Consider the following 19,868-nt stretch of genomic DNA (forward strand, 5'->3'; position numbering starts at 1 on the left):
ACGGCTTGCCGACTGACACAGGATTCGAGTGACAACCCATGCCAAAACGTACAGACATTAAAAGCATCCTGATTCTTGGTGCTGGCCCGATCGTGATCGGCCAGGCCTGTGAATTCGACTACTCTGGCGCCCAGGCCTGCAAGGCTCTGCGCGAAGAGGGCTACCGCGTCATCCTGGTTAACTCCAACCCAGCCACTATCATGACCGACCCGTCCATGGCCGATGCGACCTACATCGAGCCGATCAAGTGGGCGACTGTTGCCAAGATCATCGAGAAAGAACGCCCTGACGCACTGCTGCCGACCATGGGTGGGCAAACCGCGCTGAATTGCGCACTGGATCTGGAGCGTGAAGGCGTTCTGGAGAAGTTCGGCGTAGAGATGATCGGGGCTAACGCCGATACCATCGACAAGGCTGAGGACCGCTCACGTTTCGACAAGGCCATGAAGGCTATTGGCCTTGCATGTCCGCGCTCCGGCATCGCCCATAGCATGGAAGAGGCCAATGTGGTCCTCGAAAAGCTGGGCTTTCCGTGCATCATCCGGCCGTCCTTCACCATGGGCGGCACGGGCGGCGGTATCGCCTACAACCGCGAAGAATTTGAAGAAATCTGCGCCCGTGGTCTGGACCTGTCGCCGACCAAAGAGCTGCTGATCGATGAATCCCTGATCGGCTGGAAAGAGTACGAAATGGAAGTTGTCCGCGACAAAAAGGACAATTGCATCATCGTCTGCTCCATCGAAAACTTCGACCCGATGGGCGTGCACACCGGCGATTCGATCACCGTAGCGCCAGCGCAGACCCTGAGCGACAAGGAATACCAGATTCTGCGTAACGCCTCACTGGCGGTTCTGCGTGAGATCGGTGTTGAAACCGGCGGCTCCAACGTGCAGTTCGGTATCTGCCCGGACACCGGCCGCATGGTCGTGATCGAGATGAACCCGCGGGTTTCCCGCTCCTCGGCACTTGCTTCCAAGGCCACCGGCTTCCCGATCGCCAAGGTCGCCGCCAAGCTGGCTGTGGGCTATACCCTGGATGAACTGCAGAATGACATCACCGGCGGCAAAACTCCCGCCTCGTTCGAGCCTTCCATCGACTATGTCGTGACCAAGCTGCCGCGTTTCGCCTTCGAGAAATTCGCCAAGGCTGATGCTCGCCTGACCACCCAGATGAAGTCGGTCGGTGAAGTCATGGCCATCGGTCGTACCTTCCAGGAGTCCTTGCAGAAAGCCCTGCGTGGCCTTGAAGTGGGCGTTAGCGGTCTCGATCCGAAACTTGACCTGAGCAATCCTGAGAGCGCCAGCATCCTCAAGCGCGAACTGACCGTGCCGGGCGCGGAGCGCATCTGGTATGTGGCCGACGCGTTCCGCGCAGGCATGACGGTCGAGCAGATCTTCGGCATGAACATGATCGACCCTTGGTTCCTGGTGCAGATCGAAGACCTGATCAAGGACGAAGAGAAGGTCAAGACCCTCGGTCTGTCCGCTATCGACCGTGACCTGATGTTCCGTCTCAAGCGTAAAGGCTTCTCCGATGCGCGTCTGGCCAAGCTGCTGGGCGTCACCGAGAAAAACCTGCGCACGCATCGCCACAAGCTCGATATCTACCCGGTCTACAAGCGCGTCGACACCTGCGCGGCCGAGTTCGCCACCGACACTGCGTACATGTACTCCACGTACGAGGAAGAGTGCGAAGCCAATCCTTCGAATCGCGACAAGATCATGATTCTGGGCGGCGGTCCCAACCGTATCGGTCAGGGCATCGAGTTCGACTACTGCTGCGTACACGCCGCACTGGCGCTGCGCGAAGACGGGTACGAGACCATCATGGTCAACTGCAACCCGGAAACCGTTTCGACCGACTACGACACCTCTGATCGCCTTTACTTCGAACCAGTGACCCTGGAAGACGTGCTGGAAATCGTTCGCGTCGAAAAGCCGAAAGGTGTGATCGTCCAGTACGGTGGCCAGACTCCGTTGAAGCTGGCTCGTGCTCTGGAAGCTGCAGGCGTACCGATCATCGGTACCAGCCCTGACGCCATTGACCGTGCCGAAGACCGTGAGCGTTTTCAGCAGATGGTCGAGCGCCTGAACCTGCGTCAGCCGCCGAACGCCACTGTGCGCAGCGAAGACGAAGCGATCCGCGCTGCAGCGAAGATAGGTTATCCACTGGTCGTTCGCCCGTCCTACGTACTGGGCGGCCGCGCGATGGAGATCGTCTACGAGGAAGAAGAGCTCAAGCGCTACCTGCGCGAGGCTGTTCAGGTGTCCAACGACAGCCCGGTGCTGCTGGATCACTTCCTCAACTGCGCCATCGAAATGGACGTGGACGCGGTCTGCGACGGCACCGATGTAGTAATCGGCGCGATCATGCAGCATATCGAGCAGGCTGGCGTTCACTCCGGTGACTCTGCGTGCTCGCTGCCGCCGTATTCGCTGCCGGCGCACATCCAGGACGAGATGCGTGACCAGGTCAAGAAGATGGCCCTGGAGCTGGGTGTCGTCGGCCTGATGAACGTACAGCTGGCACTTCAGGGCGAGGATATCTACGTCATTGAAGTGAACCCACGGGCTTCGCGTACCGTGCCGTTCGTGTCCAAGTGCATCGGTGTTTCCCTGGCGATGATCGCGGCCCGTGTCATGGCGGGTAAAACCCTGAAAGAACTGGGCTTCACCAAGGAAATCATCCCAAATTTCTACAGCGTGAAAGAAGCGGTTTTCCCGTTCGCCAAGTTCCCGGGTGTCGACCCGATTCTCGGCCCGGAGATGAAGTCCACCGGCGAAGTCATGGGTGTTGGCGACACCTTCGGCGAAGCGTTCGCCAAGGCGCAAATGGGCGCCAGCGAAGTGCTGCCGACCGGCGGCACCGCCTTCATCAGCGTGCGTGACGACGACAAGCCACTGGTGGCTGGCGTTGCGCGTGATCTGATCGAGCTGGGCTTTGAAATCGTTGCTACCGCAGGCACTGCGCGACTGATCGAGGATGCCGGCCTGAAAGTACGTCGCGTGAACAAGGTAACCGAAGGTCGTCCTCATGTTGTCGACATGATCAAGAATGACGAAGTCACCCTGATCATCAATACTACCGAGGGTCGCCAGTCGATCGCCGATTCCTACTCCATCCGTCGTAATGCCCTGCAGCACAAGATTTACTGCACCACTACCATTGCTGCGGGCGAAGCCATCTGTGAAGCGCTGAAGTTCGGTCCTGAAAAAACCGTACGTCGCTTGCAGGATCTACATGCAGGATTGAAAGCATGATCAAGTATCCAATGACCGTCCAGGGCGCTCGCGCTCTGGAAGAAGAACTGACCCATCTGACTAAAGTGGTTCGTCCAAAGCTAAGCCAGGACATCGGTACTGCGCGTGAGTTGGGTGATTTGAAGGAAAACGCCGAATACCATGCCGCCCGCGAACAGCAAGGAATGGTTGAGGCGCGTATTCGTGATATCGAAGGTCGCATGCAAAATGCTGTGATCATCGACGTCACAACGATTGCTCACACTGGCAAAGTCATTTTTGGCTCTACTGTGGAGATCGCTAACGTCGAGACCGACGAGAGCGTGACCTATCAGATCGTTGGCGAAGATGAAGCTGACATCAAGCTTGGCAAGATCTCAGTGGGTTCGCCGATTGCGCGTGCGTTGATCGCCAAGGAAGAAGGTGACGTCGTTACAGTGAAAACGCCAAGTGGTGTTATCGAGTACGAGATCGTTGAGGTTAAACACATCTGATCATGAGTGCGGATGCCATCCCTGGGGGGGTGGTTTCCAGTGTTGGGCGTGAGTGACGGCGAAGGGGTTTGTTTCGCTGCACCGGACTTCTGCTCGGCTGTGAGTAGTGAGGCTGTGATCCGGTCAGGGCGCGAGAGTCGCGCCGCTGACGGGCATCAGCATTATTTGAAGCGATGTATGTTGGACAGTTGTTTGTTAGGCTGCGGATTCTTGCGGTAGATCAATGCCATCTTGCCGATTGTCTGTACCAGGTCAGCTCGACCTTTTTTGCACAGTTCATCGATCACGGCGCGGCGATCGTCGCGGTCTTCCAGCTTGATCTGAACCTTGATCAGTTCATGATCGACCAAAGCACGGTCCAGCTCGGCTAATACGCCTTCGTTCAGACCGTTGCCGGCAACCATCAGGACCGGCTTCAGGTCATGTCCAATGGATTTGTACTGTTTCTTCTGCTCGTTAGTGAGCGGCATAATCTGACCCTTTTCGTCTGATTCTGTAAATTGGCGGCCATTTTACCCGAGGGCCCGTGGCTCCGCCCAGTTAATCACGACGCATATCATCGAGGTGCCCAGTGGCGCAGCGTTCCAAGAGCAGCCATAACTGGCTGAGAGAACATTTCGACGACAAGTACGTCAAAATGGCACAGAAAGATGGCTACCGTTCCCGCGCCAGCTACAAGCTTCTGGAGATCCAGGAGAAAGACAAAATCATTCGTCCCGGGATGACGGTTGTCGACCTGGGCGCAGCGCCAGGGGGCTGGTCTCAGGTGACCAGTCGTCTGATTGGCGGTAAAGGTCGCCTGATCGCATCCGACATTCTGGAGATGGACAGCATCCCCGATGTGACCTTTATTCAAGGGGACTTTACTGAAGACGGCGTCTTCAAGGAAATCCTCGCGGCGATCGGCAATGCACAGGTAGACCTTGTGATTTCCGATATGGCCCCCAATATGAGTGGATTGAGCGCTGTGGATATGCCACGCGCCATGTTCCTTTGTGAATTGGCACTCGACCTGGCGGGTCGGGTACTGCGTCCAGGTGGCGATTTTCTGATCAAGGTCTTCCAGGGTGAAGGCTTTGATGTGTACCACAAGGATGTTCGCAAGATGTTCGACAAGGTACAGATGCGCAAGCCTCTGTCCTCCCGTGACCGCTCTCGCGAGCAGTACTTGCTAGGCCGTGGTTTCAAGGGCGGCTACGAGGCACCGGGCGATGTCGAGTGAAGGCTTAAGCTTTTTTCAAATGGCTTTATTTATGAAGCGTAATGAACATCTTGTAGTCAAAGTCTCACAAAGGGTTACAGACGCCGCCTGCCACGCCTGTAGGATCTGTAGTAAGTTAGGCCGGTGAATATCATGCGAGGCACGCTCCAGCGTGGAGCTTGCTTCAGAGGGTAGCTAATTGAACGATATGGCAAAGAATTTGATCCTGTGGTTGATCATTGCTGCGGTCCTGGTGACCGTGATGAACAACTTCTCCAGCCCGAATGAGCCGCAGACCCTCAACTATTCCGAGTTCATCCAGCAAGTGAAGGATGGCAAGGTCGAAAAAGTTGCCGTGGACGGTTACGTCATCACGGGCAAGCGTAGCGACGGCGATGCCTTTAAGACCATTCGTCCAGCGATTCAAGACAATGGCCTGATTGGTGATTTGGTCGACAACAATGTCGTTATCGAAGGCAAGCAGCCTGAGCAGCAGAGCATCTGGACTCAGTTGCTGGTAGCGAGCTTCCCGATTCTGGTCATCATTGCCGTCTTCATGTTTTTTATGCGCCAGATGCAGGGTGGTGCAGGAGGCAAGGGTGGGCCGATGAGTTTCGGCAAAAGCAAGGCGCGTCTGCTTTCAGAAGATCAGGTCAAGACAACCTTGGCTGATGTGGCAGGTTGCGACGAAGCGAAGGAGGAGGTCGGTGAGCTCGTCGAGTTCCTCCGGGATCCGGGCAAATTCCAGCGTCTGGGCGGCCGTATTCCTCGCGGCGTGCTGATGGTCGGCCCTCCTGGTACCGGTAAGACCCTGCTCGCCAAGGCGATTGCAGGCGAAGCGAAAGTACCGTTTTTCACTATTTCTGGTTCTGACTTTGTCGAAATGTTCGTGGGTGTCGGTGCAAGTCGCGTCCGCGACATGTTTGAACAAGCCAAGAAACACGCACCTTGTATTATCTTCATCGACGAGATCGATGCCGTAGGTCGCCATCGGGGCGCCGGCATGGGCGGTGGTCATGACGAACGCGAGCAGACTCTCAACCAGCTGCTGGTTGAGATGGATGGCTTCGAGATGAACGATGGGATCATCGTGATTGCCGCTACAAACCGTCCTGACGTTCTGGACCCTGCGCTGCTGCGTCCGGGCCGTTTCGACCGTCAGGTTGTTGTCGGCCTGCCAGATATCCGTGGTCGCGAACAGATTCTGAAAGTACACATGCGCAAAGTGCCTATGGGTGACGACGTCAATGCTGCCGTCATCGCTCGGGGGACACCGGGATTCTCTGGTGCTGATCTGGCCAACCTGGTGAACGAAGCCTCTTTGTTCGCGGCTCGTATGGGCAAGCGCATTGTCGAGATGAAAGAGTTCGAGCTGGCCAAGGACAAGATCATGATGGGCGCCGAGCGCAAATCCATGGTCATGTCGGAAAAAGAGAAACAGAACACTGCTTATCACGAAGCGGGTCACGCTATCGTCGGTCGTGTCGTGCCTGAGCATGACCCGGTCTATAAGGTTTCGATTATCCCGCGCGGTCGTGCGTTAGGTGTGACGATGTTTCTCCCCGAGGAAGATCGCTACAGCCTGTCCAAGCGAGCGTTGATCAGTCAGATCTGCTCGCTATACGGCGGTCGTATTGCTGAAGAAATGACCTTGGGCTTTGATGGTGTGACGACTGGCGCGTCCAACGACATCATGCGTGCCAGCCAGATCGCTCGGAACATGGTCACCAAATGGGGGCTTTCCGAGAAACTCGGCCCGTTGATGTATTCAGAAGATGAAGAGGGTGGGTATCTGGGGCGCGGCGGTGGCGGTCAAACCGCCAGCCTGTCGGCAGATACTGCCCGCCTGATCGACTCGGAAGTTCGTAGCATCATCGATCAGTGCTACGGCACGGCGAAGCAGATCCTCACTGATAACCGTGACAAGCTGGACGCAATGGCCGATGCGCTGATGAAGTATGAGACCATCGACGCTGAACAGATCGATGACATCATGGCGGGTCGCACACCTCGCGAACCTCGTGACTGGGAAGGCGGCTCGGGTACATCCGGTACGCCAACCGCTCCGGTCGGTCCGCGCCCGGAGACACCGATCGGCGGTCCCGCTGCTGAGCACTAAGGCCTGACATGACTTCTGCGCTGTACCCAACCCGGTTGCTTTGCGGCAATCGGGTTCTTGATTTATCCCGGACGCACGTCATGGGAATTCTAAACATCACCCCAGATTCTTTCTCCGACGGTGGTCGTTTTGCCCATCGCGATCTTGCCTTGAGGCACGCCGAAGCAATGATGACGGCCGGGGCGACCCTGGTCGACGTGGGCGGTGAGTCTACTCGCCCAGGTGCTCGGGCGGTGTCACCCGTCGAGGAGTTGGAACGAGTTGCTCCCATCGTTGAGGCGATCCACCGCGAACTTGACGTGATCATATCGGTGGATACGTCGACCCCGGCGGTCATTCGTGAGACGGCCCGGCTTGGTGCGGGCCTTATCAACGATGTTCGTTCGTTACGCCGTGATGGCGCATTGGATGCTGCGGTTGCAGCCGGTTTGCCTGTGTGTCTGATGCACATGCGCGGTGAGCCTACCGATATGCAGGATGATCCACGCTACGACGACATAGTGAGCGAGGTGGGGTCGTTCCTCAATGAGCGAATGACTGCTTGCATTGACGCGGGGATCGCAGCGGAGAAGATCATTCTGGATCCTGGCTACGGCTTCGCCAAGACGCTCGATCACAACCTGAGCCTCTTCAAACATATGCAAGCCCTGCATTCTCTGGGCCGGCCATTGTTGGTCGGTGTATCGCGCAAAAGCATGATCGGTAAGGTGCTCGACAAGCCTGTCGATCAGCGCCTTTACGGTGCACTTGGTCTGGCCGCGATGGCCATGATTCAAGGCGCCAGAATTTTACGCGTGCACGATGTGGCGGAAACTGTCGACGTCGTACGCATGATTGCCGCCGTCGATTCGGCAAAATAAGAAGGTTGGATCACCCATGAGCAAGAAAAAATATTTCGGCACCGACGGCATTCGCGGTCGTGTAGGTCAATTCCCGATCACTCCGGATTTCATGCTCAAGCTTGGCTGGGCGGCTGGCATGGCGTTTCGCAAGATGGGCGCCTGCCGAATCCTTGTTGGGAAGGACACACGCATCTCGGGGTACATGTTCGAATCCGCGCTAGAAGCAGGTCTGTCCGCTGCCGGAGCTGATGTGATGCTGCTCGGGCCGATGCCGACGCCGGCAATCGCGTATCTGACCCGCACTTTCCACGCTGAAGCCGGCATCGTAATCAGCGCATCGCACAATCCGCACCACGACAACGGCATCAAGTTTTTCTCGGGTCAGGGCACCAAGTTACCGGACGAGATCGAGATGATGATCGAGGAGCTGCTGGACGCGCCGATGACGGTGGCCGAGTCGGACAAGCTCGGCAAGGTGTCCCGGATCAACGACGCGGCGGGCCGCTATATCGAGTTCTGCAAGAGCAGCGTTCCGACCAGTACGGATTTCGCCGGTCTCAAGCTGGTCGTCGACTGTGCGCACGGTGCGACCTACAAGGTAGCGCCCAACGTGTTCCGCGAACTGGGTGCCCAGGTCACCGTCCTTTCTGCAACGCCTAACGGCCTGAACATCAACGACGACTGCGGATCGACGCATATGGGCAACCTGCAGGCTGCCGTGGCAGCCGAAAAGGCGGACCTGGGTATCGGTTTTGATGGCGACGGCGATCGGGTGCTGATGGTCGATCACACCGGTGCGATCGTGGATGGTGACGAGTTGCTCTACATCATCGCTCGCGATCTGCATGAGCTCGGACGCCTGCAGGGTGGTGTTGTGGGAACGCTGATGAGCAACCTGGGTCTGGAGCTTGCTCTGGCGGATCTGAATATCCCGTTCGTGCGTGCCAATGTCGGTGACCGTTATGTCATCGCCGAGTTGCTGGAGCGCAACTGGCAGGTAGGTGGCGAAAACTCCGGCCACATTGTCTGCTTCCAGCACACCACCACAGGCGATGCGATCATTGCGGCGTTACAGGTACTATTGGCGCTTAAACGCTCGGGGCAGAGTCTGGCCGAGGCGCGTCAGGGCTTGAAAAAGTGCCCGCAGGTATTGGTCAACGTGCGCTTCGACGGCGGCGGTGTCGATCCTGTCAAACACCCGGCCGTCAAGGAAGCATGTGACCGCGTTACATCGGCAATGGGCGGTCGTGGGCGGGTATTGCTGCGCAAGTCCGGCACCGAGCCTCTGGTGCGCGTCATGGTCGAGGGCGAAGACGAAGCATTGGTTGCGGGCTATGCCGATGAACTGGCAAAACTGGTCGCTGAAGTTTGCGCCTGATTTCGGCTTGCCAGTGTTGAAACTGTTGGGTAACATCTGCGCCCACTTTGACCGACGAGGTACAGCATGCGTCGCCCTATGGTAGCTGGTAACTGGAAGATGCACGGTACCCGCGCCAGCGTCGCTGAGCTGATCGAGGGCCTTGCAAACCTGGCCCTTCCGAACGGTGTCGACGTCGCGGTGTTTCCGTCGAACCTGCACATCAGCCTTGTGGTTGATTGTCTGGAAGGTCAGTCGATTGCTGTGGGTGCGCAGAACAGCGCGCACGAAGCAGGGCAGGGTGCACTGACCGGTGAAATTTCGCCGACTCAGCTGGCGGATGCGGGTTGCAGGCTGGTGCTTGTAGGGCACTCCGAGCGTCGCCAGATAATGGGCGAGAGCAACAAGGTCCTCAGTCGTAAATTTGCGGCAGCCCAGGAAAGCGGTCTGACACCGGTGCTTTGCATTGGTGAAACACTTGAGCAGCGCCAAGCCGGTAAAACGCTTGAGGTGGTCGGGCAGCAGCTCGATAGCATCATCGAAGAGCTGGGTATCGATGCTTTTGTAAATGCGGTAATCGCTTACGAGCCGGTCTGGGCGATTGGCACCGGGCTGACAGCCTCGCCTGAGCAGGCGCAGGAAGTGCACGCAGCCATTCGTGCGCAGTTGGCGGAAGAGAATTCTGAGGTCGCGCAAGGTGTGCGGCTTCTATATGGCGGCAGCGTGAAGGCGGCCAATGCGGTCGAACTGTTCGGCATGCCGGATATCGATGGGGGGCTCATTGGTGGAGCTTCCCTGAATGCAGATGAGTTCGGTGCGATCGTTCGCGCCGCGGGAAACTGAAAAAATGCTGGAAACAGTCGTAGTCGTTCTTCATCTGCTGGGTGCACTGGGCGTTGTTGCTCTGGTATTGCTGCAGCAGGGTAAAGGTGCGGACGCTGGCGCGTCGTTCGGAGCAGGTGCATCAAATACTGTCTTCGGAGGCCAAGGTTCCTCTACCTTTCTTAGTAAGTTTACTGCTATACTAGCCGCCTGTTTCTTCATAACTAGCTTGGGGTTAGGATACTTTGCTAAAGAGAAAGCTCATCAGCTGACTCAAGCAGGTTTGCCAGATCCCGCAGTGTTGGAAGTTAAACAAAAGCCGGCGGCAGATGATGTTCCGGTTCTGGAAGGGCAGCAAAAGCCAGCCGTTGTACCAGCTGACGTGCCCGCTGCTCCTGACCAGAAGTAACACAGGATTCGCAGTCGATATTGGGGCTGCAAAAGAGTTGTAATGCCGAGGTGGTGGAATTGGTAGACACGCAACCTTGAGGTGGTTGTGCCCATAGGGTGTAGGGGTTCGAGTCCCCTTCTCGGTACCAATTAACAAGTTAGCCCGCAGTAGCGGGCTTTCTTGTAGGTGGATGTGTCGGATTGACCCAAATCGGGATCGGTCGTATACTTCCGCCCCAGCTTTGTCGCGGGGTGGAGCAGTCTGGTAGCTCGTCGGGCTCATAACCCGAAGGTCGTTGGTTCAAATCCAGCCCCCGCAACCAGTTTTAGCGGAGCCCCTTTTCAGGGGCTTTTTGTTAGCTGGACACTTTATTACGCCGCTGTTCGACGGTGTTTTTCATGATGGGCGCTTTGCCCATTTTTTATTTGCACAGCATGCACGAGGGGGTTCAGGTGTCGAGCAAGCTAGAACAGTTGCAGGCCTTGTTGGCCCCGGTAATCGTGGCCCTGGGCTATGAATGCTGGGGTATCGAGTTTTCGGCACAAGGCCGTCACTCAATGTTGCGCGTTTATATCGATAAAGAGGACGGCGTGCTGGTGGACGATTGTGCCATCGTCAGCCGTCAGATCAGCGGTGTTCTGGACGTAGAAGATCCGATCAGCTCCGAATATACGCTCGAAGTTTCTTCTCCTGGCATGGAACGCCCGCTGTTCACGATCGAGCAGTTTGCACGCTTTGCCGGGAAACAAGTGAAGATAAAGCTGCGTTCGCCCTTCGACGGTCGACGCAACTTTCAAGGCCTTCTCCGCGGGGTGGAGGAGCAGGATGTCGTGGTGCAGGTGGATGATCACGAATACCTGTTGCCGATCGATCTGATCGACAAAGCCAACATTATTCCCACGTTTGACTGAGACGCGGATCCCGCGGATCCAATGGCTTGCGAAAGGCGAGGCGTACGATGAGCAAAGAAGTACTGCTGGTTGTTGAGTCGGTATCCAATGAAAAAGGCGTACCGGCCGGTGTTATTTTTGAAGCGCTTGAGATAGCTCTGGCCACGGCCACCAAAAAGCGTTTCGAAGACGAAGTTGACCTTCGCGTGGAAATCAATCGCCACACGGGTGCATACGAGACTTTCCGTCGCTGGACAGTCGTTGCAGAAGACGATCTTGATGATCCGGCCATCGAAACCTGGCCGAGCAAAGTCGCCGAGACGCATCCGGGCGCCAACGTTGGCGACGTCGTAGAAGAAAAGATCGATTCCATCGAGTTCGGCCGTATCGCTGCGCAGACTGCCAAACAGGTCATTGTGCAGAAGGTTCGCGAAGCCGAGCGTGCTCAAGTGGTAGACGCTTATCGTGAGCGTCTGGGCGAAATCATCTCCGGCACTGTTAAAAAAGTCACACGTGACAACGTCATCGTCGACTTGGGTAACAATGCCGAGGCTCTGCTGGCGCGTGAAGACATCATTTCCCGGGAAACTTTCCGTGTTGGTGTCCGCGTTCGTGCATTGCTAAAAGAAATCCGCACTGAAAACCGCGGTCCTCAGCTGATCCTGTCGCGTACTGCGCCGGAAATGCTGATCGAGCTGTTCCGGATTGAAGTTCCGGAAATTGCCGAAGGTCTCATCGAGGTGATGGCTGCCTCTCGTGATCCTGGCTCGCGTGCAAAGATAGCAGTTCGCTCCAAGGACAAACGCATCGACCCGCAAGGCGCTTGCATCGGCATGCGTGGTTCGCGTGTCCAGGCTGTTTCCGGCGAGTTGGGCGGCGAGCGTGTGGATATCGTGCTTTGGGATGACAACCCGGCTCAGTTCGTCATCAACGCCATGTCGCCTGCCGAAGTGGCAGCGATCATCGTTGATGAAGACGCCCACGCCATGGATATCGCTGTAGGTGCAGATAATCTGGCCCAGGCGATTGGCCGCGGTGGTCAGAACGTGCGTCTGGCGAGTCAATTGACTGGCTGGACCTTGAATGTGATGACCGAATCGGACATCCAGGCCAAGCAGCAAGCGGAAACCGGTGACATCCTGCGCAACTTCATTGACGAGCTGGAAGTCGACGAAGAACTTGCTCAGGTACTGGTAGACGAAGGCTTCACCAGCCTGGAAGAGATTGCCTACGTACCGTTGGAAGAAATGCTCAACATCGACGGCTTTGACGAAGATATCGTCAACGAGCTTCGTGCTCGCGCCAAGGATCGTTTGTTGACCAAAGCCATCGCTACTGAGGAAAAGCTGGCAGACGCCCATCCGGCCGAAGACCTGCTCTCGCTTGAGGGTATGGACAAGGATTTGGCGATGGAACTGGCGGTGCGCGGCGTAATTACCCGCGAAGACCTGGCCGAGCAGTCTATTGACGATCTGCTCGACATCGACGGCATTGACGATGATCGTGCCGGCAAGTTGATCATGGCCGCCCGAGCCCATTGGTTCGAGTAAGTAGATGCGGCCTGAGGAGAGAAGTGCATGACGCAAGTCACGGTGAAAGAACTGGCCAAAACGGTCGACACACCGGTAGAGCGCCTGTTACAGCAGATGCGTGAGGCAGGTCTGCCGCACACCGCCGCCGAGCAAGTTGTGACCGATAACGAAAAACAAGCCTTGTTGACGCACCTGAAAAGCGGCCACAAGGCTAAAGTGGAAGAACCGCGCAAGATCACTTTGCAGCGTAAAACCACCAGCACCCTGCGCGTTGCTGGCAGCAAAAGCATCAGCGTAGAAGTGCGCAAAAAGAAAGTCTTCGTACAGCGCAGCCCGGAAGAAATCGAAGCCGAGCGCAAGCGCGAGCAGGACGAACGTCGTGCGGTAGAAAATGCCGCTCGTCAAAAGACTGAAGAAGAAGCCCGTCAGCGTTCCGAAGAAGCACGCCGTCAGCCGTCTGCTTCTGCGCAGGCTGGCGACGCGGTAGCTGCCAGCGCACCTGCAGCCGAACCGGCAGCGCAGGCCCGGCCTGTTCAGGAAGCGCCTGCCGCTGCCCCTGCGCCGGTCGCTGATCGCAAGAAGGATGAGCAACGTCGTCCTGACAAGCCACGCAATGACGACAACAGTCGTCGCGGTGGTGGTGGCGATAGTGAGCGCAAGAACGCTCCACACCGTGCTTCGGTCAAGGAAAAGGCGCCAACGCCACGCGTTGCGCCGCGCACTACCGATGAAGAAAGCGATGGCTTCCGTCGCGGCGGTCGTGGCAAAGCCAAACTGAAGAAGCGTAACGCTCATGGCTTCCAGAGCCCGACCGGTCCTGTGGTTCGTGAAGTGAAGATCGGCGAGACCATCACCGTGGGCGATCTCGCTCAACAGATGTCGGTCAAAGCCGCTGAAATCATCAAGTTCATGTTCAAGCTGGGCACTCCAGCCACCATCAACCAGGTACTGGATCAGGAAACTGCCCAACTGGTCGCCGAAGAGCTGGGCCACAAAGTGACCCTGGTCAGCGACACAGCCCTGGAAGATTCCCTGGCCGAGTCCCTGAAGTTCGAAGGTGAAACGTTCTCCCGTGCACCGGTTGTTACCGTCATGGGTCACGTTGACCATGGTAAGACCTCGCTGCTTGACTACATCCGTCGTGCCAAGGTTGCCGCTGGCGAAGCCGGTGGTATAACCCAGCACATCGGTGCGTACCACGTGGAAACCGAGCGCGGCATGGTGACCTTCCTTGACACCCCAGGTCACGCGGCGTTTACAGCCATGCGTGCTCGTGGTGCCAAGGCTACCGATATCGTGATTCTGGTTGTCGCTGCCGACGACGGCGTGATGCCACAGACCATCGAAGCCGTGCAACACGCCAAGGCTGCCGGTGTTCCGCTGGTTGTTGCCGTGAACAAGATCGACAAGCCTGGCGCTGATCTCGATCGTATTCGCAGCGAGCTGTCGGTTCACGGCGTGACCTCCGAAGAGTGGGGCGGTGAAACGCCTTTCGTTTCGGTGTCTGCGAAGATGGGTACCGGTGTCGACGATCTGCTCGAAGCCGTGCTGCTGCAGGCCGAAGTGCTTGAGCTGGTTGCCACCCCATCGGCGCCTGGCCGTGGTGTCGTCGTCGAGTCTCGCCTGGACAAGGGCCGTGGTCCGGTTGCGACCGTTCTGGTTCAGGATGGTACATTGCGTCAGGGCGACATGGTGCTGGTCGGCTCCAACTATGGTCGTGTTCGCGCCATGCTCGACGAGAACGGCAAGCCTATCAAGGAAGCCGGTCCATCGATCCCTGTCGAGATCCTCGGCCTGGACGGTACACCGGACGCCGGCGACGAGATGAGCGTAGTGGCTGACGAGAAGCGGGCCCGCGAAGTGGCTCTGTTCCGTCAAGGCAAGTTCCGCGAAGTCAAGCTGGCCCGTGCACACGCAGGCAAGCTGGAAAACATCTTCGAGAACATGGGGCAGGAAGAGAAGAAGACGCTCAACATCGTCCTCAAATCCGACGTCCGTGGTTCTCTGGAAGCTTTGCAGGGCGCTTTGAATGGCCTGGGCAACGACGAAGTACAGGTACGCGTAGTGGGCGGCGGCGTCGGTGGTATCACCGAGAGCGATGCCAACCTGGCGCTGGCTTCCAACGCTGTTCTGTTCGGCTTCAACGTGCGTGCTGATGCTGGCGCGCGCAAGATCGTCGAGCAGGAAGGTCTGGACATGCGTTACTACAACGTCATCTACGACATCATCGAAGATGTCAAGAAAGCCCTCACCGGCATGCTTGGCAGCGACGTCCGGGAGAACATCCTGGGTATTGCCGAAGTTCGCGACGTATTCCGTTCGCCGAAGTTTGGTGCGATCGCCGGTTGCATGGTCATCGAAGGCGTTGTATTCCGCAACCGTCCGATCCGTGTACTGCGTGAAGACATCGTGATCTTCGAAGGCGAGCTGGAATCCCTGCGCCGCTTCAAGGATGACGCTTCCGAAGTACGTGCCGGCATGGAATGCGGTATCGGCGTCAAGAGCTACAACGACGTCAAGGTCGGCGACAAGATCGAAGTCTTCGAGAAGGTCCAAGTGGCTCGCAGCCTCTAAACCGCGAGCTTCAGGAGCCATGCTGCCATCGCATGCAAATGCCTGGCGCATCATGGACTCTAAACGCAACGCCCGGTCCGGCTTCTGCCAGGCCGGGCGTTTGCCGCTTTCAGACTGCACAGCTTTTGCTGTGAGTCAGTGACAGGTAACAAGACATGGCAAAAGAATACAGCCGTACTCAACGTATCGGCGATCAGATGCAACGCGAACTGGCTCAGTTGATTCGCCGCGAAGTGAAAGACCCGCGTGTGGGTCTGGTCACCATCACCGCAGTCGACGTCAGCCGTGACGTGGGCCACGCAAAGGTCTTCATCACCGTGATGGGCCAGGACAATGCCGAAGACATTGCCCAGTCCATCAAGGTGCTGAACTCCGCTGCGGGCTTCCTGCGCATGCAACTGGCCCGGGAAATGAAGCTGCGCAGCGTGCCTCAGCTGCACTTTCATTACGACGAAAGCGTCGTGCGCGGTGCACATCTGTCGGCATTGATCGAGCGTGCAGTGGCAGAAGACGGTCAGCATGAGCCAACTCCCAAGCAAGACGGTCCGGAGGAGTAAAGGCGTGGCTCAGGTCAAGCGTATCCGCCGCAATGTCAGCGGCATCATCCTGCTCGACAAGCCTTTGGGGTTCACTTCCAATGCGGCCCTGCAGAAGGTTCGTTGGCTGCTCAATGCGGAAAAGGCCGGCCACACCGGTAGCCTCGATCCATTGGCGACCGGTGTGCTGCCGTTATGCTTCGGCGAGGCGACCAAGTTCTCCCAATACCTGCTCGATTCCGACAAGGGTTACGAAACCCTGATGCAGTTGGGCAAGACCACAACGACGGCAGACGCCGAAGGCGAGGTGTTACAAACTCGCCCGGTGACCGTTGGTCGCTCCGATATCGAGGCTGCGCTGCCCGGTTTTCGCGGACAAATCAGCCAGATACCGCCGATGTACTCCGCTCTCAAACGTGATGGCCAGCCGTTGTACAAGTTGGCTCGTGCAGGGGAAGTGGTGGAGCGTGAACCGCGTTCTGTTACTATTGCGCGCCTGGAATTATTGGCGAGCGAAGGCGAAACCGCGAGACTGGCCGTCGACTGCAGCAAAGGCACCTATATCCGTACCCTCGTGGAGGATATCGGTGAGCAACTTGGCTGTGGTGCGTATGTTGCCCAGTTGCGTCGTACCCAGGCAGGCCCTTTCACCCTCGCGCAGACGGTAACGCTCGAAGAGCTGGAAGCAGTGCATGCCGAGGGGGGAAATGAGGCGGTTGATCGTTTCCTGATGCCTTCCGACAGCGGCTTGCTCGACTGGCCTCTGTTGAAGTTTTCCGAGCACAGTTCGTTTTACTGGTTGCATGGTCAGCCAGTCCGCGCCCCGGACGCGCCGAAGTTTGGCATGGTGCGGGTGCAGGATCATGAAGGACGCTTCATCGGAATCGGTGAAGTGAGCGAAGACGGGCGGATTGCGCCGCGTCGACTGATTCGGTCGGAATGACCGGACCCGTCATGACAGGTTTCTGACATGGCGGTTGAGGGTGGCTGTTAACAGGCATGGTCACTCCTCACTTTTTAATACGAGAGTCTGCTCTCGGCCTGTTGAAACCTCTCTCTGGAGCGGTTTCCTGATAAAGGAATGCCCACATGGCACTCAGCGTTGAAGAAAAAGCTCAGATCGTAACCGACTACCAGCAAGCTGTTGGTGACACGGGTTCGCCAGAAGTGCAAGTTGCACTGCTGACCATCAACATCAACAAACTGCAAGGCCACTTCAAGGCCAACGGTAAGGACCACCACTCCCGTCGTGGTCTGATCCGTATGGTAAACCAGCGTCGTAAGCTGCTGGATTACCTGAAAGGTAAGGACGTTAGCCGTTACAGCGCCCTGATCGGTCGTCTGGGTCTGCGTCGCTAATAACGTCGCAGTAAGAGGTTGGTCGTCTGCCAGTATTCGCCGGTTTACCGGGGTTTCTGACAGGCCTCCAGCCTCTAGTTTTATCTGGACTGCCGAAGGGGCCGATTCCCCTCGCTGCCCAAGAATTCGCAAGAAACTAGTTCCCCCAAGAGCCACAAAGAAGGTAGGAAACCGTGAACCCGGTAATCAAGAAATTTCAATTCGGTCAATCGACCGTAACCCTGGAGACAGGCCGCATCGCCCGTCAAGCTTCTGGTGCGGTATTGGTCACCGTTGACGACGACGTCACCGTGCTCGTGACTGTGGTCGGCGCCAAGCAAGCAGACGCCGGCAAAGGCTTCTTCCCACTTTCCGTTCACTATCAGGAAAAAACCTACGCTGCCGGCAAGATCCCAGGCGGTTTCTTCAAGCGTGAAGGCCGTCCTTCGGAAAAAGAAACCCTCACTTCGCGTTTGATCGACCGTCCGATCCGCCCCCTGTTTCCCGAAGGCTTCATGAACGAAGTGCAGGTTGTCTGCACCGTCGTTTCCACCAGCAAGAAAACCGATCCGGATATCGCTGCGATGATCGGTACGTCGGCAGCGCTGGCAATCTCCGGTATTCCTTTCGACGGCCCGATCGGTGCCGCGCGTGTGGCTTTCCATGAAAGCACCGGCTACCTGCTGAACCCGACTTACGAGCAACTCAAGGCATCGAGCCTGGACATGGTTGTAGCCGGTACCGAAGAAGCGGTACTGATGGTCGAATCCGAAGCCAAAGAGCTGACCGAAGACCAGATGCTGGGCGCCGTGCTGTTCGCCCACGATGAATTCCAGTCGGTGATCAAGGCCGTCAAAGAGCTGGCAGCCGAAGCCGCCAAGCCTGTCTGGAATTGGGCTCCGAAAGCTGAAGCGACCGAATTGCTGGGCGCTATCCGCTCCGAGTTCGGCGCTGCCATCTCCGAGGCCTACACCATTACCGTCAAGGCCGACCGCTACGCTCGCCTGGGCGAGTTGAAGGATCAGATCGTTGCCAAGCTGGCTGTCGAAGAGGGCAGCCCGTCTGCCTCCGAAGTCAAAGCCGCATTCGGTGAAATCGAATACCGCACCGTTCGCGAAAACATCGTTAACGGCAAGCCTCGTATTGACGGTCGCGACACCCGTACCGTGCGTCCGCTGAACATCGAAGTTGGCGTTCTGCCAAAGACCCACGGTTCGGCATTGTTCACTCGTGGCGAAACTCAGGCGCTGGTCGTTGCCACCCTGGGTACCGCACGTGACGCGCAGTTGCTTGACACCCTTGAAGGCGAGAAGAAAGACCCCTTCATGCTGCACTACAACTTCCCTCCGTTCTCGGTGGGCGAGTGTGGTCGCATGGGCGGCGCTGGTCGTCGTGAAATCGGTCACGGCCGCCTGGCCCGTCGTTCGGTTCAGGCCATGCTGCCAGCCGCTGATGTGTTCCCGTACACCATCCGCGTCGTATCGGAAATCACCGAGTCCAACGGTTCCAGTTCCATGGCTTCGGTCTGCGGCGCTTCCCTGGCACTGATGGACGCCGGTGTGCCGATGAAGGCACCGGTTGCCGGTATCGCCATGGGTCTGGTCAAGGAAGGCGAGAAGTTCGCCATCTTGACCGACATCCTGGGTGACGAAGACCACCTCGGCGACATGGACTTCAAAGTAGCCGGTACCGCCAAAGGCGTCACCGCGCTGCAGATGGACATCAAGATCAAGGGCATCACCGAAGAGATCATGGAGATCGCCCTGGGCCAGGCCCTGGAAGCTCGCCTGAATATCCTCGGCCAGATGAACACCATCATCGGTCAGTCGCGTACCGAGCTGTCGGAAAATGCTCCGACCATGATCGCGATGAAGATCGACACCGACAAGATCCGTGACGTCATTGGTAAAGGTGGTGCAACCATCCGCGCCATCTGCGAAGAAACCAAGGCTTCGATCGACATCGAAGACGACGGCTCGATCAAGATCTTCGGCGAAACCAAGGAAGCGGCTGAAGCAGCACGTCAGCGCGTTCTGGGCATCACCGCTGAGGCCGAGATCGGCAAGATCTACGTCGGCAAGGTTGAACGCATCGTCGACTTCGGCGCATTCGTCAATATCTTGCCGGGTAAAGATGGCCTGGTTCACATTTCCATGCTGAGCGATGCTCGAGTAGAGAAAGTGACCGACATTCTGAAAGAAGGTCAGGAAGTCGAAGTGCTGGTACTGGACGTTGATAACCGCGGCCGCATCAAGCTGTCGATCAAAGACGTAGCAGCTGCCAAAGCTTCGGGCGTCTAACGCTATATAGCTCCGGCTGTAAAAAGGGCCCGTATAGGGCCCTTTTTTTTCGATTGCAATTAATGGCTTACAGCGTAGGAAGGCACTCCGTCGGCAGACGCGAACATGCATCTTGCAAGCGGAACTTTTGATAAACGGGCAATCTGCACGACGGTAGTGAACTGGAAGTTTTTTAACCTGCTGATTTATAAGGTAAAAACAGCTCATCGAGATGTGGCACAGCGATTGCGATA

General features: G+C 57.2%; 16 protein-coding genes and 2 tRNA genes. 17 read left to right on the forward strand and 1 reads right to left on the reverse strand.

The window, feature by feature from the left end:
- Positions 1–38: 38 nt before the first annotated feature.
- On the forward strand, positions 39–3,260 hold the full coding sequence (gene carB, locus EC915_RS20935; RefSeq protein ID WP_133752420.1) for a carbamoyl-phosphate synthase large subunit: 3,222 nt from the start codon (positions 39–41) through the stop codon (positions 3,258–3,260).
- Positions 3,257–3,733, forward strand: a complete 477-nt coding sequence (greA, locus tag EC915_RS20940) for a transcription elongation factor GreA (protein WP_133752421.1) — start codon at positions 3,257–3,259, stop codon at positions 3,731–3,733. Before carB ends, greA begins: the two co-directional genes overlap by 4 nt.
- Before the next feature lie 161 nt (positions 3,734–3,894).
- Here the strand turns inward: greA and yhbY are convergent, their stop codons facing one another.
- Complete coding sequence (yhbY, locus tag EC915_RS20945; protein WP_133752422.1) at positions 3,895–4,203, reverse strand: ribosome assembly RNA-binding protein YhbY; 309 nt, start codon at positions 4,201–4,203, stop codon at positions 3,895–3,897.
- A gap of 101 nt (positions 4,204–4,304) precedes the next feature.
- Here yhbY and rlmE point away from each other — a divergent pair, with 101 nt between their 5' ends.
- The 15 genes from rlmE (at position 4,305) to pnp (ending at position 19,635) form a co-directional block, all read left to right on the forward strand.
- Positions 4,305–4,955, forward strand: coding sequence for a 23S rRNA (uridine(2552)-2'-O)-methyltransferase RlmE (gene rlmE / locus EC915_RS20950; protein WP_133752423.1), 651 nt, complete (start codon positions 4,305–4,307; stop codon positions 4,953–4,955).
- A gap of 187 nt (positions 4,956–5,142) precedes the next feature.
- Complete coding sequence (gene ftsH / locus EC915_RS20955) at positions 5,143–7,053, forward strand: ATP-dependent zinc metalloprotease FtsH (RefSeq protein ID WP_133752424.1); 1,911 nt, start codon at positions 5,143–5,145, stop codon at positions 7,051–7,053.
- A gap of 8 nt (positions 7,054–7,061) precedes the next feature.
- Positions 7,062–7,913, forward strand: coding sequence for a dihydropteroate synthase (folP, locus tag EC915_RS20960; RefSeq protein ID WP_133752425.1), 852 nt, complete (start codon positions 7,062–7,064; stop codon positions 7,911–7,913).
- A 16-nt stretch (positions 7,914–7,929) separates the two neighbouring features.
- Positions 7,930–9,273, forward strand: coding sequence for a phosphoglucosamine mutase (gene glmM / locus EC915_RS20965; RefSeq protein ID WP_133752426.1), 1,344 nt, complete (start codon positions 7,930–7,932; stop codon positions 9,271–9,273).
- Positions 9,274–9,339: 66 nt separating this feature from the next.
- A complete protein-coding gene (gene tpiA / locus EC915_RS20970) occupies positions 9,340–10,095 on the forward strand; it encodes a triose-phosphate isomerase (protein WP_133752427.1) in 756 nt (251 codons plus the stop codon).
- Between the two features lie 4 nt (positions 10,096–10,099).
- Positions 10,100–10,483 carry a preprotein translocase subunit SecG gene (gene secG, locus EC915_RS20975; protein ID WP_133752504.1) on the forward strand — a complete coding sequence of 128 codons (384 nt, stop codon included), beginning with the start codon at positions 10,100–10,102 and terminating at the stop codon, positions 10,481–10,483.
- A gap of 44 nt (positions 10,484–10,527) precedes the next feature.
- Positions 10,528–10,613, forward strand: a tRNA-Leu gene (locus EC915_RS20980).
- Positions 10,614–10,710: 97 nt separating this feature from the next.
- Positions 10,711–10,787 (forward strand) — tRNA-Met (locus EC915_RS20985).
- A gap of 130 nt (positions 10,788–10,917) precedes the next feature.
- Complete coding sequence (gene rimP, locus EC915_RS20990; RefSeq protein ID WP_166651054.1) at positions 10,918–11,376, forward strand: ribosome maturation factor RimP; 459 nt, start codon at positions 10,918–10,920, stop codon at positions 11,374–11,376.
- Positions 11,377–11,423: 47 nt separating this feature from the next.
- Positions 11,424–12,905 carry a transcription termination factor NusA gene (gene nusA, locus EC915_RS20995; protein ID WP_133752428.1) on the forward strand — a complete coding sequence of 494 codons (1,482 nt, stop codon included), beginning with the start codon at positions 11,424–11,426 and terminating at the stop codon, positions 12,903–12,905.
- A gap of 27 nt (positions 12,906–12,932) precedes the next feature.
- Positions 12,933–15,461, forward strand: a complete 2,529-nt coding sequence (gene infB / locus EC915_RS21000) for a translation initiation factor IF-2 (RefSeq protein WP_133752429.1) — start codon at positions 12,933–12,935, stop codon at positions 15,459–15,461.
- Positions 15,462–15,616: 155 nt separating this feature from the next.
- Entirely contained in the window at positions 15,617–16,018 is a 402-nt protein-coding gene (gene rbfA / locus EC915_RS21005; RefSeq protein WP_133752430.1) for a 30S ribosome-binding factor RbfA, read from the forward strand.
- A gap of 4 nt (positions 16,019–16,022) precedes the next feature.
- Positions 16,023–16,940 (forward strand): tRNA pseudouridine(55) synthase TruB, encoded by a 918-nt coding sequence (gene truB, locus EC915_RS21010; RefSeq protein WP_133752431.1) that lies wholly within the window; start codon positions 16,023–16,025, stop codon positions 16,938–16,940.
- A 146-nt stretch (positions 16,941–17,086) separates the two neighbouring features.
- Positions 17,087–17,356, forward strand: a complete 270-nt coding sequence (rpsO, locus tag EC915_RS21015; RefSeq protein ID WP_133752432.1) for a 30S ribosomal protein S15 — start codon at positions 17,087–17,089, stop codon at positions 17,354–17,356.
- A gap of 173 nt (positions 17,357–17,529) precedes the next feature.
- Positions 17,530–19,635 (forward strand): polyribonucleotide nucleotidyltransferase, encoded by a 2,106-nt coding sequence (gene pnp, locus EC915_RS21020; protein WP_133752433.1) that lies wholly within the window; start codon positions 17,530–17,532, stop codon positions 19,633–19,635.
- Positions 19,636–19,868 lie beyond the last annotated feature (233 nt).

The organism is Pseudomonas sp. LP_7_YM, from assembly GCF_004364435.1.
GTDB lineage: Bacteria > Pseudomonadota > Gammaproteobacteria > Pseudomonadales > Pseudomonadaceae > Aquipseudomonas.